This window comes from Kitasatospora sp. NPDC059817, from assembly GCF_042731835.1.
GTDB lineage: Bacteria > Actinomycetota > Actinomycetes > Streptomycetales > Streptomycetaceae > Kitasatospora.
The window spans coordinates 12,991-36,291 of sequence record NZ_JBHWIR010000073.1; the positions used below are offsets into that span (position 1 = coordinate 12,991).

At 72.6% G+C, this 23,301-nt stretch carries 18 protein-coding genes; 9 read left to right on the forward strand and 9 right to left on the reverse strand.

Annotated elements, in window-relative coordinates:
- Positions 1–191 precede the first annotated feature (191 nt).
- Together ACFV61_RS17800 and ACFV61_RS17805 are read left to right on the forward strand one after the other, a co-directional pair.
- Entirely contained in the window at positions 192–2,627 is a 2,436-nt protein-coding gene (locus ACFV61_RS17800) for a transglycosylase domain-containing protein (RefSeq protein ID WP_380492547.1), read from the forward strand.
- A 167-nt stretch (positions 2,628–2,794) separates the two neighbouring features.
- Positions 2,795–3,871: a DMT family transporter gene (locus tag ACFV61_RS17805; RefSeq protein ID WP_380492549.1), complete on the forward strand. Its 1,077-nt coding sequence runs from the start codon at positions 2,795–2,797 to the stop codon at positions 3,869–3,871.
- Here the strand turns inward: ACFV61_RS17805 and lepB are convergent.
- Together lepB and ACFV61_RS17815 are read right to left on the reverse strand one after the other, a co-directional pair.
- A complete protein-coding gene (gene lepB / locus ACFV61_RS17810) occupies positions 3,834–4,442 on the reverse strand; it encodes a signal peptidase I (RefSeq protein ID WP_063349266.1) in 609 nt (202 codons plus the stop codon). The genes ACFV61_RS17805 and lepB overlap by 38 nt on opposite strands.
- Before the next feature lie 358 nt (positions 4,443–4,800).
- Complete coding sequence (locus ACFV61_RS17815; protein WP_063349265.1) at positions 4,801–5,136, reverse strand: chorismate mutase; 336 nt, start codon at positions 5,134–5,136, stop codon at positions 4,801–4,803.
- Between the two features lie 263 nt (positions 5,137–5,399).
- On the opposite strand from ACFV61_RS17815, the gene ACFV61_RS17820 reads away from it, so the two are divergent.
- Positions 5,400–5,825, forward strand: coding sequence for an OsmC family protein (locus ACFV61_RS17820; protein ID WP_063351385.1), 426 nt, complete (start codon positions 5,400–5,402; stop codon positions 5,823–5,825).
- Between the two features lie 637 nt (positions 5,826–6,462).
- A complete protein-coding gene (locus ACFV61_RS17825; protein ID WP_380492551.1) occupies positions 6,463–8,412 on the forward strand; it encodes a putative bifunctional diguanylate cyclase/phosphodiesterase in 1,950 nt (649 codons plus the stop codon).
- A 103-nt stretch (positions 8,413–8,515) separates the two neighbouring features.
- Here the strand turns inward: ACFV61_RS17825 and ACFV61_RS17830 are convergent, their stop codons facing one another.
- Complete coding sequence (locus ACFV61_RS17830) at positions 8,516–9,607, reverse strand: LLM class flavin-dependent oxidoreductase (RefSeq protein WP_380492553.1); 1,092 nt, start codon at positions 9,605–9,607, stop codon at positions 8,516–8,518.
- A gap of 512 nt (positions 9,608–10,119) precedes the next feature.
- Between ACFV61_RS17830 and ACFV61_RS17835 the strand changes: the two genes are divergently transcribed.
- Positions 10,120–10,710 (forward strand): DedA family protein, encoded by a 591-nt coding sequence (locus tag ACFV61_RS17835; RefSeq protein ID WP_244293667.1) that lies wholly within the window; start codon positions 10,120–10,122, stop codon positions 10,708–10,710.
- Between the two features lie 377 nt (positions 10,711–11,087).
- Complete coding sequence (locus ACFV61_RS17840) at positions 11,088–12,368, forward strand: hypothetical protein (protein WP_380492555.1); 1,281 nt, start codon at positions 11,088–11,090, stop codon at positions 12,366–12,368.
- A gap of 106 nt (positions 12,369–12,474) precedes the next feature.
- On the opposite strand, the gene ACFV61_RS17845 is transcribed toward ACFV61_RS17840, so the two are convergent.
- From ACFV61_RS17845 to ACFV61_RS17870, 6 genes are all read right to left on the reverse strand, one after another.
- Positions 12,475–13,380: an alpha/beta fold hydrolase gene (locus ACFV61_RS17845; RefSeq protein WP_380492557.1), complete on the reverse strand. Its 906-nt coding sequence runs from the start codon at positions 13,378–13,380 to the stop codon at positions 12,475–12,477.
- On the reverse strand, positions 13,377–14,462 hold the full coding sequence (locus ACFV61_RS17850) for a branched-chain amino acid ABC transporter permease (RefSeq protein ID WP_347878547.1): 1,086 nt from the start codon (positions 14,460–14,462) through the stop codon (positions 13,377–13,379). Before ACFV61_RS17850 ends, ACFV61_RS17845 begins: the two co-directional genes overlap by 4 nt.
- A 251-nt stretch (positions 14,463–14,713) precedes the next feature.
- Positions 14,714–15,580: a branched-chain amino acid ABC transporter permease gene (locus ACFV61_RS17855; RefSeq protein WP_380492559.1), complete on the reverse strand. Its 867-nt coding sequence runs from the start codon at positions 15,578–15,580 to the stop codon at positions 14,714–14,716.
- Entirely contained in the window at positions 15,580–16,386 is an 807-nt protein-coding gene (locus ACFV61_RS17860; protein WP_079136313.1) for an ABC transporter ATP-binding protein, read from the reverse strand. The genes ACFV61_RS17855 and ACFV61_RS17860 overlap by 1 nt, the downstream gene beginning before the upstream one ends.
- Positions 16,387–16,445: 59 nt before the next feature.
- Complete coding sequence (locus ACFV61_RS17865) at positions 16,446–17,258, reverse strand: ABC transporter ATP-binding protein (RefSeq protein ID WP_363370184.1); 813 nt, start codon at positions 17,256–17,258, stop codon at positions 16,446–16,448.
- Positions 17,259–17,263: 5 nt separating this feature from the next.
- Positions 17,264–18,538, reverse strand: coding sequence for a substrate-binding domain-containing protein (locus ACFV61_RS17870; RefSeq protein WP_063349258.1), 1,275 nt, complete (start codon positions 18,536–18,538; stop codon positions 17,264–17,266).
- A gap of 357 nt (positions 18,539–18,895) precedes the next feature.
- On the opposite strand from ACFV61_RS17870, the gene ACFV61_RS17875 reads away from it, so the two are divergent.
- The 3 genes from ACFV61_RS17875 (at position 18,896) to ACFV61_RS17885 (ending at position 23,107) form a co-directional block, all read left to right on the forward strand.
- Positions 18,896–19,657: a CoA transferase subunit A gene (locus ACFV61_RS17875; protein ID WP_380372832.1), complete on the forward strand. Its 762-nt coding sequence runs from the start codon at positions 18,896–18,898 to the stop codon at positions 19,655–19,657.
- Positions 19,658–19,661: 4 nt separating this feature from the next.
- The gene (locus tag ACFV61_RS17880) at positions 19,662–20,381 is read left to right on the forward strand and encodes a 3-oxoacid CoA-transferase subunit B (RefSeq protein ID WP_079135861.1); all 720 of its coding nucleotides are present in this window, start codon (positions 19,662–19,664) and stop codon (positions 20,379–20,381) included.
- A gap of 623 nt (positions 20,382–21,004) precedes the next feature.
- Positions 21,005–23,107, forward strand: coding sequence for a glycosyltransferase family 2 protein (locus ACFV61_RS17885; RefSeq protein WP_380492562.1), 2,103 nt, complete (start codon positions 21,005–21,007; stop codon positions 23,105–23,107).
- Positions 23,108–23,301 lie beyond the last annotated feature (194 nt).

Here is a 23,301-nt window from a genome sequence, read left to right on the forward strand (position 1 = left end):
GGGCTCCCCAATTTTTTGGCCTTCGACGTCCGTTTTGCGTGTGATGTCGGTCTCGATTGCCGTTCCGGTGGAGCCAATCAGCCCGCCCGGCTCGTCCAGGGCAGTAAACCGGAATCGGGACAAAGGTCCCTAACCACCGATGTCCCCGTCCGTGCAGGCTGACCCGGTCCGCCCGCAGGAAAGGCCGCGCCTTGTCCGAGAACGCCCAGAGCGGCCGTCGCACGCCGTCGACAGGCCTCCGACCGGTCAAACGCTTCCAGCGCGCCGCCCCCGCGACCGGCGGCAGGAAGCCCCGCCGTCCGAAGCGCACCGGCTGGCGCCGGCTGATCCCCACCTGGCGGATGAGCCTGCTCGGCCTCGCCGTGGCCCTGCTGCTCGGCGTCGGCCTGTTCGCGCTCGGGGTCACGCTGGTGAAGGTCCCCGACGCGCACGCCGCCGCGACCGCGCAGAGCAACACCTGGCTCTACGCCGACGGCTCCGTGATCACCCGCACCGGCCAGACCAACCGGCAGAACGTCAGCCTGGACAAGGTCTCCCCCGCCGCCCAGCACGCCGCACTGGCCGCCGAGGACCGCAACTTCTACCACGAGGGTGCCGTCAACGTGCAGGGCCTGCTCCGGGCCGCGGTCAACACCGCCAAGGGCGCGGGCACCCAGGGCGGCTCCACGATCACCCAGCAGTACGTGAAGAACACGTACCTGAACCAGAAGCAGTCGGTCACCCGCAAGGTGAAGGAACTGTTCATAGCCATCAAGGTGGACGCCACCGAGAGCAAGGACGACGTCCTCTCCGGCTACCTGAACACCTCCTACTACGGCCGCGGCGCCTACGGCATCCAGGCCGCCGCCCACGCGTACTTCGGCGTCGACGCCTCCGCGCTCGACCCCGCCCAGGGCGCCTACCTGGCCACCCTGCTGAACGCCCCGAGCGCCTACGACGTGGCCACCGCGACCCCGGCCGGCAAGCAGAACGCCGTCAACCGCTGGAACTACGTGCTGGACGGCATGGTCAAGGAGGGCTGGCTCTCCGCCGAGGAGCGGTCCGCCATCACGTTCCCGGACGTCAAGGACCCGCAGCCCAACCCGGGCCTGTCCGGCCAGACCGGCTACCTGGTGAACGAGGCCACCCAGTACCTCACCTCGAACCAGGTCATCAGCGAGACCGAGCTGGCCAAGGGCGGCTACACGATCAAGCTGAGCATCGACCCCGCCCGCCAGCAGGCCCTCCAGGACTCCGTCCAGGCGCAGCTGCGCGACACCCTGAACCCGGACAAGCGGAAGAAGGACGCGGCCGCCCAGGCCGGCGCCGTCTCCGTGGACCCGAAGACCGGCGCGGTCGTCGCCCTCTACGGCGGCGTCGACTACGTCAAGCACTACGTCGACAACGCGACCCGGCGGGACTACCAGGCCGGCTCGACCTTCAAGGCGATCGCCCTGGCGGCCGCGTTCGAGAACAACGCCAAGACCCAGGACGGCCGGACCGTCACCCCGCGCACCGTCTACGACGGCACCAGCGGCCGCAAGGTCCGCGGCGGCAAGGGCACCCCGTACGCGCCGCCGAACGAGGGCGACAGGAGCTACGGCCAGATCTCCCTCCAGCAGGCCACCGACTGGTCGGTCAACTCGGCGTTCGCCCAGCTGGCCCAGGACACCGGGCTCCAGAAGGTCAAGGACACCGGCATCGCGCTGGGCCTGCCCGGCAGCACCCCGGGCCTCGACCCGGTGCCGTCCATCCCGCTCGGCGCGGCCACCCCGAGCGTGCTCGACATGGCCGGCGTGTACGCGGCGCTGGACAACGGCGGCAAGCAGATCACCCCGTGGCTGGTGCAGTCCGTGGACCGCGAGGGCGAGGCCCTCCCGCTGCCCGCGCACAAGACCACCCAGGCGATCAGCACGGACACCGCGAACCAGGTCACCTCGATACTCCAGGGCGTGGTGAGCGACCCGGGCGGCACCGGCTGGCGAGCCAAGGCACTGGGCCGCCCGGTGGCCGGCAAGACCGGCACCACCGACGACCAGAAGTCGGTCTGGTTCGTCGGCTACACCCCCGAGCTGGTCACCTCGGTGGCCCTGTTCGGCCAGGACCCGGGCAACGGGGCCCAGGTCAGCCTGAGCGGCGTCGGCGGGATCGACGGCGCGGCGGGCGGCCAGTTCCCGGCGCAGATCTGGACCAGCTACATGAAGGCGGCGCTCAAGGGCGTGCCGGTCAGCGACTTCCAGACCCCGGCCGACGGCGGCGACTCCTCCGGCGCCACCGATCTGCCGACGGCCCCGTCCTCGCCGAGCGCCACCCCGTCGACCGGGACCGGCTCGAACGGCGGCTCGACCGCCCCCGCGGCGCCGACCACCCCGCCGAGCGACGGCGCCGGGGCCGGCTCGGGCTCGGGCTCGGGTCCGACCACGCCGGCCGGCGGCTCGAACTCCGGCGGCGGCGGCGTGACCAGCCCGCCGACCGCGCCCCCGGCCACCCAGCAGCCGACCGCCCCGCCGACGACGCGGCCCACCGGGCGGCCCACCGGCCGGCCGACACCCTCCACCGGCCCGACCACGGCGCCGACCACACAGCCGACCACCCAGCCCACGGGCGGGCCGGACACGCCCACCGGGGCGGGGGCGAACGCCGGGTAGCGGCGGCGGGGGGCTTGGGCGGCGGGGGGCCCGGACGGCGAGGGGGCGCGGACGGCGCAGGGTCGTGCGCAGGCTGGGTGAGTGCGCCGCTGCGCACAGTTCCGTGCAGGACCAAATGACGGAATGGCACCTTACTGAACGCCCGGTATGACTGTCACAATGCGTCGGTGCACAGATCAACGGCCTCGCCCACCCTCCCCACGGGCAGAACCCTCGGCCTCAGCCTCGCGCTGGTCTCCGCGTTCGCCTTCGGCGGCTCCGGCACCGCCGCGAAACCGCTGATCGAGGCCGGCCTCTCACCGCTGCACGTGGTGTGGCTCCGAGTCACCGGCGCCGCCGTGGCCCTGCTCCCCATCGCCTACCGCCACCGTGACGCCGTCCTGCGCCGCCCCGGCCTGCTGATCGGGTTCGGCCTGCTCGCCGTGGCCGGCGTCCAGGCCTGCTACTTCGCGGCGATCTCCCGCATCCCGGTCGGCGTCGCCCTGCTCATCGAGTACCTCGGACCGCCGCTGCTCATCGGCTACGTCAAGTTCGTCCAGCGCAAGCCGATCAGCCGGGGCGCCGCGATCGGCGCCGGCGTAGCGGTCGCCGGGCTGGCCTGCGTGGTGGAGGTCTGGAACGGCCTGAGCTTCGACGCGCTGGGCGTGCTCTTCGCCCTCGGCGCGGCCTGCTGCCAGGTCGGCTACTTCGTGCTCGCCGACGCTGGCCGCCGGGGCGAGCGCCCGGTCGACCCGCTGGCGGTCAGCGCGTTCGGGCTGCTGATCGGCGCCGTCCTGCTCACCGTCTTCACTCGGCCCTGGCAGGCCGACTGGAGCACGCTCGGCGGGTCCGTGGTGATGAACGGGCACACCCTGCCCGCGCTGCTCCCGGCCGCCTGGATGATCCTCATCGCGACCGTGCTCGCCTACCTGACCGGCGTGATCGCCGTCGGGCACCTCTCGCCCCCGGTCGCCGGGGTGGTGGCCAACCTTGAGGCGGTCGTCGCCACCGTGCTGGCCTGGGTCCTGCTCGGCGAGCACCTCGGCCTGCCGCAGATCGCGGGCGGCCTGCTCGTGCTGACCGGCGCCTTCGCGGCGCAGACCGGCAAGCCGGCGGCCGTGGAGGCCAAGGGTGCTCGGGATTCCCGGGACGCTCGGGACTCCCGGGATGCTCCGGACACCCGGGACGCTCCGGACTCTTCGGAGCGGGTCGCCGCCGAGCGGCAGGTCAGCGGCCGACCCAGCCGAACCAGTCGAGGTGATTGAGCGGCCACACCACGGCCGACACCGGCCCGACCACGTTGTCCACCGGCACTGCCCCGCCCCCCGGACCGCGCTGGTGGTAGCGGGAGTCCGCCGAGTCGCTGCGGTGGTCGCCCTCGACCCAGACGTGGCCCGAGGGCACCGTCACCGGCCCGAAGTCCAGGCCCGCGCAGGAGTCGTCGCCGGGGTGCAGGTACGGCTCGTCGACCTTCTTCCCGTCGACGGTCAGCGTGGTGCCCGTGCACTGCACGGTCTGGCCACCGGTCGCGATGACCCGCTTGACCAGGTAGTTGTCGTCCTTCGGCGGCACCAGGCCGACGAAGCTCAACACCGAGCCGGCCGCGTTGGTGAACGGGTTCGAGTCGACGGGCTGCGGCGGGAGCCAACCACCCGGATCCTTGAACACCACCGGCTGCCCGGGCTCCGGCTTCCAACCGGTCAGCGGCGCCAGCTTGTTCACGCCCACCCGGTCGCCGATCCGCAGCGTGTTCTCCATCGAGCCGGACGGGATGGTGAACACCTGGAACAGGCAGGTCTTGATCAGCAGCGCGACCACCAGGCCCACCGCCGCCATCGCCGGGATCTCGATCCACCAGGGCCGGGGCCGACGCCCGGTCCGCCGGGCCTTGCGGCCACGCGAACCGTGCGCACGGCGGCGGGCCTCGGCACGGCCTCCAGGCGCGTCAGGGGCCTCGGAAGCACCGGGGCCGCGTCCGGCGGCGGGGGCCGGACCGGACCCGGCATCGCTCGGCGTTTCGGGCAGGTTCACCGCCATCGTCGCTGCTCCACCTCTCCGGCTGGGGGAACCTGCACGCTACGCCAACCCCGGAGCCTCACGAAATCCGGCGTTTAGCCGCCCCCGACATGTCCGGGCCGGGCAGCTCCGGGGCCGTCCTCGACGGCTCACCACCGACCCCCTCAGGGGTGCGCTCTCAAGCGCGGGCGATGGCCTCGTGGTGCCGGATGACCTCGGCGATGATGAAAGTCAGGAACTTCTCGGCGAAGACCGGGTCCAGCTTGGCCCCGGCGGCCAGCTCCCGCAGCCGCTTGATCTGGTCGCGCTCACGCGCCGGATCGGCCGGCGGCAGCTTGTGCTCGGCCTTGAGCCGGCCGACCCGCTGGGTCGCCTTGAAGCGCTCGGCCAGCATGTGGACCACCGCGGCATCGATGTTGTCGATGCTCTCGCGCAGGCTGGTCAGCTCCGCCCGCACGGCGGCGTCGACCCCGTCGGTCAGGCCTGCGTCGGGGGTCGTGGGGTGGTCCGTCATCGGGGCGGCTCCCGGTGTCTGAAGTGGGCACCCGGCCGTACGGCGGCCGGGCTCGGGCCCGGGCAAATCTAACAGGGCCCCCGTGGTGGAGCCGCACCTTTTGGCGGATCCGTCCACAATCCGGACATTGCCCGCACCGCCCGGCACCCGGCGCCGATCCGGGCCCGCGCCGCCCCGGGCCGAACGGGGGCCGCCCCGTAGGCTGGTGCGCGTATGACCGGAAGTGACGACTCAGCAGTCCCTCAGTAATGGAGGTACCGATCGTGGCAACCACCCGCACCGCCCGCACCGCTTGGGAAGGCAACCTGCTCGACGGCAAGGGGCAGGTGACCTTCGCCTCGTCCGGGATCGGCGAGTACCCCGTCTCCTGGCCGGCCCGGGCCGAACAGCCCAACGGCAAGACCAGCCCGGAGGAGCTGATCGCCGCCGCTCACTCCGCGTGCTTCTCGATGGCCCTCTCGCACGGCCTGACCGGCGCCGGCACCCCGCCCGTCAAGCTGGACACCCAGGCCGATGTCACCTTCCAGCCCGGCACCGGCATCACCGGCATCCACCTGACCGTCACCGGCGAGGTGCCCGGACTGGACGAGGCCGACTTCACCAAGGCCGCCGAGGACGCCAAGGCCAACTGCCCGGTCAGCAAGGCGCTCACCGGCACCACCATCACCCTCACCGCCAAGCTGGCCTGACGCCCCGACGGATCCCGTCGGACCCCGGCGGATCCCGGCGCGCTCCGGCCGCTCCGGGCGCGCGGTCGGCGCCCGGGGGCGCGATCTCGGCGCACGCGCCCCTGGCGCACATCATGTGATGTGCACCGGGGGCGTCTGCGCGTACCGCCGCACATGATCACAAAGCGGGCGAATCACCCTGGCGGCGGTCACCGCCCGTTGCCGCCGCGGCCTATGATCGGCCGCAGCGCCCTGTTCTTCACGCGGGTCTCCGCGCGACAGCGCCCCACGGCGGGCGCCCCGCACCGGACCGACTCCGAGGACCGCGACAGAGTGCGGAGCCGGCCGCCGGAGTCCCGATCGGCCGGCCGGACCAGCATCCAACGTCAGCAGGGGACGGGAGCATGCCGTGCCGGGCCAGAACGAGGGGGCCGACGCACACCACCCGGGCGTGCGGCACGAGGAAACACCGCACCACCGTCACCTCACAACACCCCTCCTGGGCCCGGACATCAGCACCGTCGGTCCGGCCAGTCCGGTCGGTTCGGTCGGTTCGATCAGTCCAGTCGGTCCGGTCGGCGTCGTCGGTTCCGTCACGGCCGTCGGTGCTGTCGCGACCGGCGGCCGGGCCGTCGGCACGGCGAGTGCGGCGGGAACCGTGCTGGACGACCCCGGGGTGCTGCTCTGCCCCACCTGCTCGGCGCCGCTGACCGACGGCCCCCACCGGAGCACCGTCGACGGCCCCGGCCAGGAGAACGGCGGGAGCGACCGGCTGCTGGCCGCGCTGCGGGCCAGCGAATCCCGATTCCGGGCCGCCTTCTGCGACGCGGTCATCGGGATGGCCCTGATCGACCCCGAAGACCGGATCATCGAGGTCAATCCCGCCTTCGCCGCCCTGATCGGACGCAGCGTCGGCGAACTGGTCCGCACCCACCTGCACGAGATCATCGATCCGGAGGGCATGCCGCACCGGCTCTTCCCCGAACTCGTCCACGGCGGGCGGGAGCGGTTCCGCGTGGAGAAGCAGCTCAAGCACCGCGAGGGCCGCACCGTCTGGAGCAAGGTCACCGTCTCGCTGATCCGGGACGGCGCCGGCCAGCCGCTCTACACCCTCGCACTGGTGGAGGACATCACCGAGCAGCGCCGGCTCGGTGACCGTCTGGAGTACCAGGCCCTGCACGACCCGCTGACCCGACTGCCCAACCGGACGTCCTTCTTCGAGCGGCTCGACGCCGCCTGCGTCACGGCCACCGGGGCCACCGGGACCGCTGAGCCCGCCGAGGCTCCCGACACCGCTGGCACCAGCGACACCGTCCTCGCGCCGACGGACGGGCGCCGGGTCGGCGTCTGCTACCTGGACCTCGACGGTTTCGCGGCGATCAACGAGACGCTCGGGCACCACATCGGCGACCAGTTGCTGATCGCCGTCGCCGCCCGGCTGCGCGGCGGGTTCTCCGGGCACGACGCCCACCTGGTGGCACGGATGGGCGGTGACGAGTTCGCCGTCCTGGTCACCGACAGCCGGGGCAGCGACCAACTGACCGACCTGGCCGCCCGGATCCTCCAGGAACTGGAACACCCATTCGACGTCGCCGGACACCGGCTGGTCATCACGGCCAGCGTCGGCGTCGTCGAACGGTCCGTGCACGAGACCACCCCGACCGACCTGGTCAAGGACGCCGACGCCACGCTCTACTGGTCCAAGGCCGACGGCCGCGCCCGCTGGACCCTCTACGACCCGGACCGCGGCGCCCACCAGCTGACCCGCCAGCTCCTCGCCACCGCACTGCGGCCCGCCCTGGAGCGCGGCGAGTTCACCATCGAGTACCAGCCGCTGGTCGGCCTGGCCGACGGAGCCGTCCACGGCGCGGAGGCCCTCGTCCGCTGGCGCCACCCCCGCTACGGGACGCTCTCTCCGGACCGCTTCATCCCGCTCGCCGAGGAGACCGGCGCGATCGTGCCCCTCGGCACCTGGGTGCTGGAGGAGTCCTGCCGCCAGGCCCGGCAGTGGCTCACCGAGTTCCCCGAGACCGAGACCTTCGTGAGCGTCAATCTGGCCGCCCGCCAGATCTGGGACTCCGACGTGGTCGCCGACGTCGCCCGCGCCCTCGAACGCACCGGGCTGCCGGCCCGGCTGCTCCAGCTGGAGATCACCGAGAGCGCCCTGCTCGGCCCCGGCGGACGGCCGTTGCAGGCGCTCCAGGCGCTCGCGGACATGGGCGTGCGGATCGCGATCGACGACTTCGGCACCGGCTACTCCAACCTGGCCTACCTCTCCCGGCTGCCGGTGCACGTCCTGAAGCTCGACGGCACCTTCATCGAGGGGTTCCGCGACCCGGCCCCGGCGACGAACCCTTCGGAACTCCCCGAGCTCGGCTCCCGCCGCAGCGACGCCGACGAGCAGATCGTGGGCGCGATGGTGCAGCTGGCCCACACCCTCGGCCTGACCGTCACCGCCGAAGGCATCGAGAGCGCCGCACAGGCCGAACGGCTGCGGCTGACCGGCTGCGACACCGCCCAGGGCTGGTACTTCGCCCGGCCGGGCGAGGCCGAGCTCGTCGCCGCCATACTCCGCAAGGACCGCCCCGGCCCGGACACCAGCCGGTAACCGGGGCCAGCCCCGCTGCGGACCCGGCGGCCGGGCCTCTCCGCCCAGGCCTTCCGTACTCAGGCCTTCCGTACTCAGGCCTTCCGTGCTCAGGCCTCGACCGTCAGGCTTCCGCCGTCAGGCCGTACGCCTCGGCGATCAGGCCGTAGGAGCGGAGCCGGGCCTCGTGGCCGTGGATGTGCGAAGTGACCATCAGCTCGTCCACGCCCGTCCGCTTGCGCAGGGCCTCCAGCCCGTCCGCGACCTCGCCCGGGGCGCCGAGCACCACGTTGTCGAGCCAGCTGTCGATGAACTCCGCCTCGGCCGGGCTGTACGGGTAGGCCTCGGCCTCCTCCGGGGTGGGGATCGGGCCGGGGTTGCCGCGCCGCAGCCGGAGCATGCCGAGGGCCGCGGAGCGGGCGAGACGACGGGCCGCACCCTCGTCCTCGGCGGCGACCGCGCTCACACCGATCAGCGCGTACGGCTCGGCGAGCACCGCGGAGGGCCGGAAGGACTCCCGGTAGAGGTCGAGCGCCGGGACGGTGTTGACGCTGCTGAAGTGGTGGGCGAAGGCGAATGGCAGGCCGAGGCGGCCGGCCAGCTGGGCGCTGAAGCCGGAGGACCCGAGCAGCCAGACCGGCGGGCGCCCGTCGCCCTGGGGGACGGCGGTCAGCTGGGCGTAGGGGTGGCCGGAGGGGAAGTCGCCGTCGAGGAAGTGGGTCAGCTCGGCGAGCTGCTGCGGGAAGTCGTCGGCGCCCTCGGCGCGGCCGCGGCGCAGCGCCCGGGCGGTGGCCGGGTCGGTGCCGGGGGCGCGACCGAGCCCCAGGTCGATCCGGCCCGGGTGCAGGGCCTCCAGCAGGCCGAACTGCTCGGCGATGGCCAGCGGGGCGTGGTTGGGGAGCATCACCCCGCCCGAGCCCAGCCGCAGGGTCGTGGTGTTGGCGCCGAGGTGGGCGAGCAGGACGGCCGGGGTGGAGCTGGCCACTCCCGGCATGCCGTGGTGCTCGGCCACCCAGAAGCGGTGGTAGCCCCACTGCTCGGCGTTGCGGGCCAGCGCGGTGGTCGCGGCCAGGGCCTCGGCGGGCGTGTAGCCGACGCCCACGGTGGCCAGGTCGAGGATGGAGAGCGGGGCGGGCGCCGTGCCGCGGGCGGTGCCCCGGATCGCCGCGCCGGTCCACGGTTCGGTCGGGTGCTCCTGCTGGTCCTCGGTGGTCATGCCGTCCGCCCTTCTGGCTTTCTTGAGCCGGCCCTGGTGGGCGACCGCGGGTCTCGGGTGGCCCGGCGGTCGCTGCTGCCGACCGGGGTCAACCACCGCGCCGGGCCGGCTGTTCCCGCATCCGGCACGTTCCGACCTGCACACCGACCACCACGCCGACCTCACGCCCGCTCCACCGCGGCCCGTGCAGCGGCCCCGCTCCGGCCCGTACGCCGGCCCCGTTCCGGCCCCGCTTCGATCCCGCCCGGCGCCGGCGGGCACGGCCCGGTACGGTGCCGCCGACCGACCATTCGGATGACGGAGAGCCAGCGGTCGGACACTCCTGGCGACTTCATGCCGGCGCCGGAGGTCACCGGGCGGAGGGCTCGCGCCTTTGCGCAGGTCGGGGCCGGGGTCTGTGACCCGCGGCATACCGGGGTGCTTCATGGCATGAAAAGTCGAGGCGCTAGCGTTGACCTCAGCGGCCACCTGCTCCCCCGGGCGGCGTGGAGGGAGTACAGGCCTTGAACTTCGTGGCGGCGATCGGATCCTCGTGGATCTGCGCCCTGGCGCTCTTCGCCGTGCTCGGAGACGCCCTCCTGCCCTTCATCCCCAGCGGGACACTGGTCATCCTGGCGGTGCTCAAGACGGCGCGGATCGACGGCGCCCCGGTGCTGCTCGGCCTGGGCGTGGCAGTGGCCTCCTTCCTCGGCGACCTCCTCCTCCTGCACCTCGCCCGGCGCGGCGCCCCGCTGCTCCAGCGCCGGCTCGCCCGGCGCCCGGAACTGGCGGCCAGCGTGACCAGGGTCCAACAGGCCCTGGTCGAACGCCCTCACGGGGCGGCCGCGGCCATGGTGGTGGTCGCCCGGTTCGTCCCGGCCGGGCGGACCGTCCTGGACGTGGCCATCGGCCACTCCCCCGCCCACCCGCACCGCTTCCTGCACTGGTCGGCACTGGCGGCGCTGGTCTGGGCCGCCTACATCGTGACGCTGGGCTGGCTGAACAGCCACTGGTTCGACACCGCCTGGTTGAGCCTCGCGGTGTCCTGCACCGCTGCCACCATCGTCAGCACCGCGATCGCGCGAATAGTGCGCCGCAACCGACGACGGCTCGCCGCGCTCTGACCGCTGCGCCTCGGCCTGCGCCCCCGGCCCCGGACGTCCCGGTCGCCCCTCGCCTCGCCCCCGCCACGGGCGAGATCTGCCCGGACGGGCGACGAGCCGTACCGAGCGCTGACGAACTCTGACCCGCCCCGCCGGACCGGCGGTACCGTACTCCCCTGGCGGCGCGAGGAGCGAAGCGTCACAGGACGGCAACAGACGACGAATCCTTGCAGCCCAGCCCGGCCCTGCTGACGTGTTGACTCTCGTAGAGGGTCGACGGCCTTGGTGGCCGCTGCGGCCACATGGCATGCTAACGGCGGAAAATTCATCAATTGCCCGATTTGACCGGTGCGGCCCCGGGCCGCCCTCACCACCGGCATCGGCACCCAGGGGAGACCATGACCAGCATCTCGCGCAGGACGGTGCTCAGTGCGACCGCTGCGACCGCGGCCCTCGGCGCGGTCGCGGCCTGTTCCAGCAGCGGATCCGGTTCGAGCCAGAACTCCTCCTCCCCCACGACCGGCGGCAGCCCCGGCACCACCCCGGCGGGCACGACCGACCCGACCAAGACGGGGGTGCCCAAGGGCACTCCGATCGGCGACGGTTCCAACGCCGACACCGGCCCGCAGCCGAACCAGCCGAAGCCCGAGAAGCTCAAGCCCGGTGAGCGGCCGCCGCAGTTCGTGGTGTTCTCCTGGGACGGCGCGGGTGGCACCGACGACGGCCAGTTCCCCCGCTTCCTCAAGCTGGCGGAGCAGTACAAGGCCACGATGACCTTCTTCCTCTCCGGTATATACGCCCTGCCCAAGGGCAAGGCCGACCTGTACCACCCGCCGAAGCACTCGGTCGGCGCCTCCGACATCCCGTACCTGTCGGACGGTGCGGTCAAGAGCACGCTCAAGCTCGTCAGCCAGACATGGCTGGCCGGGCACGAGATCGGCACCCACTTCAACGGGCACTTCTGCTCCAGCCGCCCGGACAAGAACGGGGTCAACATGTGGACCCCGGAGGACTGGCAGAGCGAGATCGACCAGGCGATCGGCTTCGTGACCCAGTGGCGGACCAACACCGGCTTCACCGACGTCGACCCGCTCCCCTTCGATTACAAGAAGGAGCTCATCGGCGGCCGCACCCCCTGTCTGGAGGGTCAGAAGGCGCTCCTGCCGACGGCCGCGAAGCTGGGCTGGAAGTACGACGCCAGCTCCTCCGGCGGCCTGCAGATATGGCCGCAGAAGGTGCAGGACGGCAAGGTCTGGGACTTCCCGCTGCAGTCCATCCCGTTCCCCGGGCACACCTTCCAGGTGCTGTCGATGGACTACAACATCCTGGCCAACCAGTCCGCAGGCAGCACCAAGGGCGACCCGTCCAAGTACAACGACTGGCGCACCCAGGCCAAGGACTCCTACCTGGCCGGCTTCGACCGCGCCTACAACAGCAACCGTGCGCCGTTCTTCATCGGCAACCACTTCGAGCAGTGGAACGGCGGCATCTACATGGACGCCGTCGAGGAGACCCTCAAGACCATCGCGGGCAAGCCGGACGTCCGACTGGTCTCCTTCCGGCAGCTGGTCGAGTGGCTGGAGGTGCAGGACCAGTCCACCCTGCGCAAGCTGCGCACGCTCAACGTCGGCCAGGCGCCGAGCGGCGGCTGGGAGACCTTCCTCGGCGCTGCGGGCTGAGACGGGGCAGACCGAGACAGGGCGGGCCGGGACGGGGCAGACCGGGACAGGCGCGGCCGGCGGGGTGGACGGACCCCGCCGGCCGCCGTCGTCGGGGCCGGGCCCGCTACCCCGCGGCGGTGACGTCCGCGAGCAGGCCGCGGACGATGCGCTCGGCCCCCGGCTCTCCCCAGAGGATCGAGTAGTGGTTGGTGTCCGGCACCAGCGAGGCCGGCACCCGGGCCTGGTCCAGCCCGGCCAGCCCGATCCGCTGGTGGTCGTAGAGGCCCTGGGGCTCGTCGAGCAGGCCGCGCTCGGCCCAGAGCAGTTCGGCCGGGCAGGGCAGCCGGTGCACTGCGGTGGCCGCGTCCCGGTCCAGCAGGACCTGGGCGCCGTCGGTCTGTACGGCCTCCAGCACGCAGGAAGAGCGCAGTTCGGGCTCGACACCGACCAGGTCGCGCTGGGTGTAGGCGTCGATCTCCGCCGACCAGGCCGTCCCGAAGGCCGGGTGCCGCTGCCAGAACTCCCGGTAGGCGTCCCGGTCCGGGAAGGTCATCGACAGCCGGGCCAGCGCGGGGCCGAGCACCGCGGCCAGCGCGTCCTCCTCACGGATGCCCTCCGGCAGCGGGAAGGTCAGCGCGCCGTCCACCAGCAGCACCCGGCGGACGAGTTCCGGGTGCCGGACGGCGGCCAGGGCGGTGACCCAGGCGCCCATCGAGTGGCCGACCACGGTGGTCGGGCCCGTGCCGAGGGCCGTGATCAGTGCGGCCACGTCGTCGGCGTGCCGGGCCAGCCCGTACGGCCCGGCGACCGCGCGGCTCCCGCCGCGCCCCCGCAGGTCGGGCGCGAACAGGGTGACCCGCCCGGCGAGTTGACGGGCGACCTCGTACCAGGCGAGGCCGTTGGCGGTGATGCCGTGCACCGCCACGATCGTCGGGGCGTCCGGCTCGGCGGCGGGCCAGCGCAGGACCGCCAGCTCCCCTCCGGGCACGGCGACGGTCAACTCCTCGGGCTTCAGGGGCGACTGGCTCACGCGGGGGTACCTCCGGTGGGACGGGCGGTCCGGGCAGCGGCCGGAGTGCGGACCGCACGGGCGGATCGGGCGGCGCGAATGCGGGCAGGCAGTCTAGCCAGGCCGCCGGGCAGCAGGTAGACCACCGCGACGAACAGGGTGCCCAGCAGGAAGAGGGGTTGGGAGAGCGGCACCCGCAGGACCGCGGGCAGGTCCGCGATCGTCGTCGAGTTGGCGAGGTCGCCGAGCCGGTGGCTGGCCCAGGTGTAGAGGACACCGCCGAGCAGCGGACCCCAGCGGGTCCCCGAGCCGCCGAGCACCACCATCACCAGCAGGGCGAGCGTGGCGTCGGAGCCGGCGGCCTGCGGGGTGGCGCCGCCGGTCAGCAGCAGGTAGACCACCCCGCCCAGCCCCGCGAGGCCGCCAGCGAGCACGAAGGCGACCAACTTGTAGCCGTAGGGGCGCAGTCCGAGCACCTCCACCCGGCGCTCGTTCTCCTTGATCCCCTCCCAGACCCGACCGGCCGGCGAGTTGACGGCCCAGTGGACCACGGCGACCGTCAGCACCAGGTAGCCGACGGCGATCCAGTAGAGGTTGGCGGTGTTCTCGATCCCGAGCAGGCCGGAGGGCAGCAGGTCGGCCGGGGCGGAGCGGCCCTCCTCACCGCCGGTGACGCCACCGGGGTTGCGCTGGACGAGGATCGAGCCGGCCTGGGCGAAGGCGAGGGTGACCATGGAGAAGCCGATGCCGGTGACGCGGAGGCTGACCGAGCCGAGCAGCAGGGCCAGCGCGACGGTGCAGGCGACGCCGAAGACCGCCGCGGCGGCGAACGGCAGTCTCAGTTCCAGCATTCCGAGGTCGGTGGCGTAGAGGCCGGTCGCGAAGTAGAGCGCGTGGCCGAAGGAGAGCAGTCCGGTACGGCCGAGCAGGAGGTCGTAGCCGGAGGCGAGGGCCCCGTAGAGCAGGCACAGGGCGAGCAGTTGCAGGCTGCCGGGGCTGCCGAGCGGGCCGTCGAGCAGTCCCGGGACGGGAAGCGCACTATATGGGGCGACAAGGAGCGTGATCAGCAGGGCGATCGGCCACCAGCGTAGCGCTCTGTGCACCGGTGTCCAGCGATTAGTGACTGAATCACCTGTTCGAGGGATGGCGCCGAGGTCGGTCGTGTGTTCACAATGGGTCTCGGCAAGGCTGGTGTCAGTCCCCCTTGCCACAGTGACGGTGTTGGCGGAGCTGGTGTCAGTCCCCTCTGCCAGCATGGCGGTCATGGCAGGGCTGGTGTCAGTCCCCCCTGCCATGGTGGCGGCGCTGCGGTCGGCCGCGGGGCCACCGGTGCTCGTGATCGGAGTTTCGGCGCTCACGCGAGCCTCCCGGTGAGTCCACGGGGTCGGACGAGAAGGAGCACGGCGAGCAGGACGACGACCGAGAGGTCGCCGAGCCCGGCGCCGGTGTAGTAGTTGGCGAGCTGCTGGACGAGACCAACGCCCACGGAGGCGACGGCGGCCCCGGTGACGGAGCCCATGCCGCCCATCACCACGACGACGAAGGCGAAGATGAGCAGCCCGGTCCCCTGGCCGGGATTGACCGAACCGAAGTAGAGGCCACCGAGGGCACCGCCGAGCGCGGCGGCCGCCCCGCCGATGGCGAAGACGAGGGTGAACGCCTTCCGGACGTCGATGCCGAGCGCCGTGACCATGGCCCGGTCCTCGACGCCGGCCCGGACGATCAGCCCGTAGCGGGTACGGGCGAGGAACAACCGAAGAGCGAGCAGCAGCAGCGCGGCCGCGGCCACGAGCACGAAGCGGTTGACCGGGACGGTCGCACCGAGCACGTGCCAGGTGCCGGAGAGCACGGCCGGCTGGGGGAAGGGGCGGGCGTCCGCGCCCCAGACCCCCATCAGGAGGGCGGGCACGGCGAGCCCGACCCCGACGGTGGCGAGGATCTGATCGCGCGGCCGGCTGTAGAGCGGGCGGATCAGGAAGAGCTCCAGCAGGACGGCGGCGGCCGTTCCGACCAGGGTGCCGAACGGCACCGCGAGCCAGAAGGAGAGGCCGGCCTCGGTGCCGGCCCACCAGGTGGCGTAGGCGCCGATGGAGAGCAGGGCGCCGTGCGCGAAGTTGAGCACGTCCATCAGACCGAAGATCAACGACAGACCGGAGGCGACCAGGAAGTACAACGCACCAAGACCTAGTCCGGTACAGGAGAGGAGGACGACGGTGTCCATCAGGGCTTCACCTCCGCGGTGACGACAGGGGTGGCCGGAGAAGCGGCGGGCCGGGGTCCGCCGGCGAGCGGGTGACGGGAGCCGACGCCGAGCAGGCGACGGGCGGCCTCCTCGTCGGCCAACAGCTCGGCGGTGTCGCCCCGGTGGGCGGTACGGCCGTCGGCCAGGACGGCGCAGGTGCCGGCCAGCCGTCGGACGAGGGCGAGGTTCTGCTCGACCAGGAGAACGGGCACGGCCTCGGCCGCTCGCGCCAGCACCTCGGCCACCTCGGCGACGATCTTCGGCGCCAGACCCTTGGTGGGCTCGTCGGCGATGATCAACCGGTTGCGGTTGAGCAGCGTCCGACCTATCGCCACCATCTGCTGCTGGCCGCCGGAGAGCGTCCCGGCCAACTGGCCGGCCCGCTGCTTGAGTTCGGGGAAGAGCTCGTGGACGAGCGGATAGTTCGGCTCGCCCGCCTCGCCCCCGCCCCGGACGGCGCGCTCGGCGAGGCGGAGGTTCTCGGCGACCGTCAGGCCGGCGAAGATCCCCCGGTCCTCGGGGGCGTAGCCGATGCCATGACGGACCACCAGATGTGTCGGAAGGGAGGCGAGTTCGACACCGGAGAAGCGGACACTTCCGGTGCGCGGCACCAGGCCCATCACGGCCTTGACGGTGGTGGTCTTGCCGGCGCCGTTGCGGCCGAGGAGCGCGGTGACCCCGACGGGGGCCACGTCGAGGTCGACACCGTGCAGGATGTGCAGCCCGCCGATGACCACCCGCAGATCGCGAACGGAGAGGAGAGGGGCGGCAGGAGACGTAGGCACGGCCGCGGAGGCAGCGGCAGCGGTGGAGGTAAAACCGGGCGAGGGGAGCGGAGAGGAGGTCACAGCGCCTCGCCCAGGTAGGCCTGTTGCACGGTCGGGTCGGCCATCACGGCCTCGGGGGTGTCCAGCGCGAGCAGCGTGCCGTGGTGCATCACCGCGAGGCGGTCGGCCAGCCCGAGCAGGACGTCCATGTGGTGCTCGACCATCAGGACGGTCCGGCCCAGGTCGCGGTGCACGGACCGGATCAGCTCGGTGAGGGCCGGCACCTCCTCGGCGCTGACCCCCGCCATCGGCTCGTCCAGCAGGATCAGCCGCGGATCGGAGACGAGGAGGACGGCCAGTTCCAGTTTGCGCTTCTCGCCGTGCGAGAGCGCGCCCGCCAAGGTGTCCGCACGGTGGGTGAGTTCGGTGCGGTGGAGGGTCTCGGCCAGCTGCTCCTGGTACCGGTCGGCACGGCGCCAGAGCCGGTACGAGGCGCGCGGTCCGGCCGCCGCCTGGGCGGCCAGTCGGACATGGTCGGCGACGGTCATCCCCGGCCAGAGGGAGGAGGTCTGGAAGGTGCGGCCGAGGCCGCGGCGCGCCCGGGCGTGCACGGCCTCGGCGGTGACGTCCACGCCGTCGAGGTGGAGGCTGCCGTGGGTCGCCGGATAGATGCCGGAGATCAGGTTGAAGAGGGAGGTCTTGCCGGCGCCGTTGGGGCCGATGAAGGCGATGAACTCGCCTTCGCCGACCGAGAAGGAGACGTCCTCGACGATAGGCACCCCGCGGACGGACCAACCGAGTCCGTCCAGCCGCAGCACCGGGGCGGGCGAGGCCGTGGCCGTGGCCGGGGAACCGGCCGGGGAAGGAGTGGGGGCGGTGGGAGCGGGCATCGGGATCAGCCCGCCATCGGGGTGACCGGGGGCGCCACCTCGTCCGCGGTCAGGGCCTTCTCCACCGAGGGCTTGGCGGCGGCCCCGGTGCCGGTCAGCCGGGCCTGGAACATCGGCTGGAGGAGGGCGTGGTCCTCGGCGCGCACCGTGGTGCGCCCCTTCACCCCGTCGAAGCTCCAGCCCTCCAGCGCCTTGACCAGGGCCGAGGTGTCGTCGGTGGAGCCGTGGTTGGCCTCGACGGCGTGCACGATCAGCTGGGCGGCGGTGAAGCCGTCGGGCGTGAAGATGTCGGTCTTCCCGCCGGCGGCGGTGACGGCCTCGTCCATGGCCTTCTCCACCGGGGTGCCGGCGGCGCCGCTGAAGTAGTGGTTCAGAAAGGAGATCTTCTCGGCCGCCGGGCCGAACAGCGGGTAGGAGGCGGCCAGATCCAGGCCGGTGACGACCTTGGTGTCGGCGAACACGTCCTGCTGGTTGAGCGCCGTCCACAGGGCCGAGGAGCTGTCGCCGGCCCAGGCGACGAACAGCAGGTCGGGCTTGGCGGTCTTGGCCTGGGTGGCGAACGGGGTGAGGTCGGTGGCACTCGGCGGGGCGAGCACCTGGTCGACCGTCGCGCCCTGGGCGCCGAGCACGGCCTTGACGGCAGCCACGTTGGCCTGTCCGAAGGCGTTGTCCTGAGCGAGCACGGTGACCTTCTTGCCCTTGGCGTCACCGATGAACGAGGCCGCGGTGCGGATGTCCTGGAAGGACTGGCGGCCGGAACGGAAGGTGTACTTGTTCAAACCGGTGACCTTGTCGGCGGCGGCCGGGCCGCTGACGAAGAGCACCTTGTTCTGGGCGGCGATCGGGCCCACCTGGAGGGCGACGCCCGAGGCGGTGGAGCCGGCCAGGACCTTGTAACCCTTGCCGATCAGGTCCTTGGCGGCGGACACCGCCTTGGCCGGGTCGCCCGCGTCGTCCTGCTCCTCGAATTCGACCTTGTGTCCGTCGACCGCGCCGGTGCCCTTGGTCGCGTAGCTCAGCCCCGCCTTGAAGCCCTCCAGGTACTGCTTGCCGTAGGCGGCCAGCGGTCCGGTCTTGGAGTACACCAGGCCGACCTTGACCGGGCTCTTCGCACCACCGCCGTCCGCCGAGGCCGTCCCGGCGGTGCCGGCCTTGGCGCAGCCCGCGGCGAGCAGGACGCACGCCGCGACGGCGGCGAGCTTCCGGGCCGGGCCGCCGGTCAGGGTCTCGCCCGGGCGGGCGCCGGAGGCGGGCCGAGTGGGGGCTGTCGAGCTGCGCATGATGACCGACTCCTGAGGGTGCGGCGGGGTGGATGCCGGAACCGTAGGTGTGCGGTGGGACTGGCGACATGTGCCCGGGCGACGCATCGGCCCGCCGTGATGTGGCTCCAACCGACATACCACCCGGGCGGCGCCGCTCCCCGGACGTCCAGGTGTGGCCGGCCGACACGGGCTGGTACCCGCCCATGGCGGGAGCCGCCATGGCTGCGGCGGCCCGCGTCCGGTGACGGTGGAGGGGCTCGGCAGCCGTCCGGCGGCGGCCGCCGAGCCATCCCGCCGGGTCTTCCCGTCGGGCCCCCCACCGGGCCCGACCCGGGCGCGCCCTCTCCCGTATCCCACTCCTCACGAGGTGATCTCTTGGACAAGGTCCTGGACTCCCCCGCCGACGCGGTCGGGGACATCCCCGACGGTGCGGTGCTGGCCGTCGGCGGCTTCGGCCTCTGCGGCATCCCGAGCACCCTGATCAGTGCCCTGGCGGACACCGGCACCACAGGCCTCCAGGTGGTCTCGAACAACTGCGGGGTGGACGACTGGGGGCTCGGCCTGCTGCTGCGGGCGGGCCGGATCGCCCGGATGACGTCCTCGTACGTCGGCGAGAACAAGGAGTTCGCCCGGCAGTACCTGTCCGGCGAGTTGGAGGTGGAGCTCACCCCGCAGGGCACGCTGGCCGAGCGGCTGCGCGCCGGAGGCGCCGGCGTCCCCGCGTTCTACACCCCGGCCGGGGTCGGCACCCAGGTCGAGGAGGGCGGGCTGCCCTGGCGCTACGCGGCGGACGGCTCGGTGGCACTGGCCTCACCGGCGAAGGAGGTCCGGGAGTTCGGCGGCCGCCGGTACCTGCTGGAGGAGGCCATCACGGCGGACTTCGCGCTGGTCCGGGCCGAGGTGGCGGACCGGCACGGGAACTGCGTGTTCCACGCCGCCGCCCGCAACTTCAACCCGCTCTGCGCGACCGCGGGCCGGATCACCCTGGTCGAGGCGGACCGGATCGTCGAGCCGGGCGAGCTCGCCCCGGACGCCGTGCACCTGCCCGGCGTGTACGTGGACCGGGTGGTGGCCGCCGATCCCGCGGACCGCCGTATCGAGCGCCGGACCGTCCGCCCCGCACTCCAGGAGGCCTGAACCGATGTCCACCCCGACCAGCACCCGGTCCCCCGCGCCCACCCCGCAGACCGCCCACCGACCGCAGGCCGTCCGCCACCCGCAGCCCGGCCTCGACCCGCGCAACGCCCTGGCCGCCCGAGCCGCCCGCGAACTGCGCGACGGCCAGTACGTGAACCTGGGCATCGGCCTGCCCACCCTGATCCCCAGTCACCTCCCGCCGGGCGTCGAGGTGGTGCTGCACTCGGAGAACGGCATCCTGGGCGTGGGCCCGTACCCGGTCGAGGGCACGGAGCACGCCGATCTGATCAACGCCGGGAAGGAAACGGTGACGGTCGCCCCCGGCGCCTCGTACTTCGACTCCGCCTTCTCCTTCGGCATGATCCGGGCCGGCCGGATCGACGTCTCGGTGCTCGGCGCCATGCAGGTCTCGGCTGCCGGCGACCTCGCCAACTGGATGATCCCCGGCAAGATGGTCAAGGGCATGGGCGGCGCGATGGACCTCGTGCACGGGGCCCGTCGACTGATCGTGGTCATGGAGCACACCGCCCGGGACGGCTCCCCGAAGATCGTCGAGGAGCTCTCGCTTCCCGCCACCGGCCGAGGAGTTGTCAACCGGATCGTGACCGATCTGGCCGTGATCGACGTGACGCCGGACGGGCTGCGGGTGGTGGAGACGGCCCCGGGCACGGGGTTCGCGGACGTCCAGGCCGCGACGGGCGCCGCCCTCCTTCCACCGCTCTGACCGGGCCGGGTCGACCGGACCGGCCAGCACCAACCGGACCGGATACACCGACCCCGCCCCGCAGCAGCGGCCGGGCCTCCCGTCGGGGAGGTCCGGCCGTTCGCTTTGCCTCCGCGGCGCCGCTGCCGTCGCCCCGTCCGCCGAATTCGCTGCATTAGCACCACTGCGGTGCGGATTGGCCGGGAACCGTAGGATCTTCATGCTTGCGCGGTGATCATTTCCCAGACCGGTTGCGATCACGGTTGCCCTCCGGGAGAGTTGGGGGCGCCGTGGATCCCGCGTGCCCGGAGGGGAAGCCGGGAGCGCGCCGGGATCCGCATTCGAAGTCCCCGCAGGCGCGCAATGAATTCCGCTCGCAAACGCCCACCGGCGCAAGCAGAAGCATGACGCGAATGACGGCCCGAAAACCGCTTGGAAACAACGGCGGTCCACCGGGCGGTGTTTCACGGGGACGGCTTTCGAGGCAAGAGGCAAGGCGAAGCAAAGCTCCGGGGGGAGCGGACCAGCCCCGCCGAACGCGGCCGGCCAGGCGCGCCACGGGACGGCGGATCGCATACCCCCGGTCTGAACACGCACCAACGGGCCCGCCGCCACGGCCGGGCCCCGGCCGGGGGGAGCAGACGATGACCACGCCGTTCGCGCGACAGAAGGACGCCGGGACGGCCCGCGGGCGAGGCGCCGGGCGGCGGCTCGACGACGACCTGGCCGCCGTTCCCGTACCCGAAGCCCCGTACGACTACGGTCACTTCAGCCGGCTGGCCGGCCCGGCGCACGACCCGGACGAGGAGGACGACCTCGGTGGCGGCGTCTACCGGCCCGAGCCCGCCCACCACGGAGCCCCGCCGTCACCCTGGCACGCGCACCAGGCCGCACAAGAGACTGTGCACGAGGCCGCGCAAGAGCCCGCCCCCGCCCCCACCGCCCCCTACCGCGTCCAGTACCGCAGCCTGCTGCGCCGCGAGCCGCACCGGATCCGCGCCGCCCTGCTGATGGTGGCGGCCCCGCTGGTGGAGGTGGTGCTGCTGGTGTGGCTGCTGCTGCCGGAGCACTGGCCGGAGCGCCCCGGCGAGACGCACACCCTGGTGCTGCTGGGCGACCAGGTGATGATCGGGATCATCGCCGTGGTCGAGGTGTTCCGGCTGGTCAACGTCGTGTCCAACACCCACGCCACGCTCGTCGCCCGCGATCCGATACCGGTGACGCCGGAGTCCGGCACCCGGGTCGCGTTCGTCACCGCCTGCGTGCCGGGCAAGGAGCCGGCGGAGATGGTGCGGGCCACGCTGGTCGCGGCCCGCGCCGTCCGGCACGACGGCCCGTACGACGTCTGGCTGTTGGACGAGGGAAACGATCCTGCGATGCAGGCGCTCTGCACCGAGCTGGGCGTCCGCCACTTCAGCCGCTTCGGCCGCCCGTACTGGAACCAGCCCAAGGGACGGTTCCGCACCGGCACCAAGCACGGCAACTACAACGCCTGGTTGCAGGCGCACGGCGACGACTACGACTTCTGGGTCTCGGTGGACACCGACCACGTCCCGCTGCCGGACTTCTGCGAGCGGATGCTCGGCTACTTCCGCGACCCCGACGTGGCATTCGTGGTCGGACCCCAGGTGTACGGGAACTACCGCAGCTCGGGATCGGCCGTCACCAAATTCTCCGAGAGCCAGCAGTACCTCTTCCACGCACTCATCCAGCGCGCCGGAAACCGTTACGGCGCGCCCATGTTCGTCGGCACCAACAACGCCGTCAGAATCCGTGCACTCCAGTCGATCGGCGGGTTGTACGACTCCATCACGGAGGATATGGCGACCGGCCTGGAGTTCCACCGGAGCCGGAACGCCGAGACCGGTGAACGCTGGAAATCCGTGTACACCCCGGACGTGCTCGCGGTCGGCGAGGGCCCGTCCTCCTGGACCGACTTCTTCTCCCAGCAGCTGCGCTGGAGCCGCGGCACCTACGAGACCCTGCTCACCCAGTACTGGCGGGTGCTCTGGCGGCTGTCGCCCGGGCGGCTGCTCAACTACTCGCTGATGGTGGGCTTCTACCCGATGGCGGCGCTCACCTGGCTGCTCGGCGGTCTGTCCAGCGTGCTCTACCTGGTGTTCGGCGCCTCGGGGGTCCACGTGTCCTCCGAGATCTGGATGATGCTGTACAGCGACGCCGCCGCGCTCCAACTGCTGCTCTACACCTGGAACCGCAAGCACAACGTGAGCCCGCACGAGCCGGCCGGCTCCTCCGGGGTCGCGGGCATGCTGATGTCCGCGCTCTGCGGCCCGGTCTACGCAGCCTCGCTGGTGCAGGCGCTGCTGCGGCGGCGCAGCCGCTTCGTGGTGACGCCGAAGGGCCGTTCGGCCAGCGCGGACCGGGTGAGCACCTTCCGCTTCCACCTGTTCTGGACGCTGGTGTTCGGCGGCGCGATAGCGGCCTCCTTCTTCACCGGCTACGACCACGTCGCGATGCGCACCTGGGCCTGGATCGCCCTGGTCCTGACCGTGCTGCCGATCCTGGTGCTGGCCGGCGACGCCGTCCGCCGCCGGCGCACCCGGCCCACGGCCACGCTCACCGTCACCGGCGGTCCGGCGGCGACCCCGAGGGTCGTCCTGGAGAAGCGCCGCCCCCGGCACGCCCGCGATCCCCGGCACGGCCGGGCCGCACCGGTCGCCCCGGCCGCGCCGCCGGGCGTCCCCGCGGCACCCGACCGGGCGGAGCACACCACCACCACCCGCTGAAGCCGCCCGACCCGCCAGCACACCCGAACCGCCAGCCACCCCGAACCTCACGAGCTCCCGAACCTCACGAGGGGACCAACCACCGTGAAGATCCACAAGACCGGCCGGACCAAGCGCTTCGCCCTCGGCAGCACCGTCGCGCTGACCGTCGCCGGGATGAACGCGCCCGCCGTCCTCGGCTTCGCCGGCCAGCA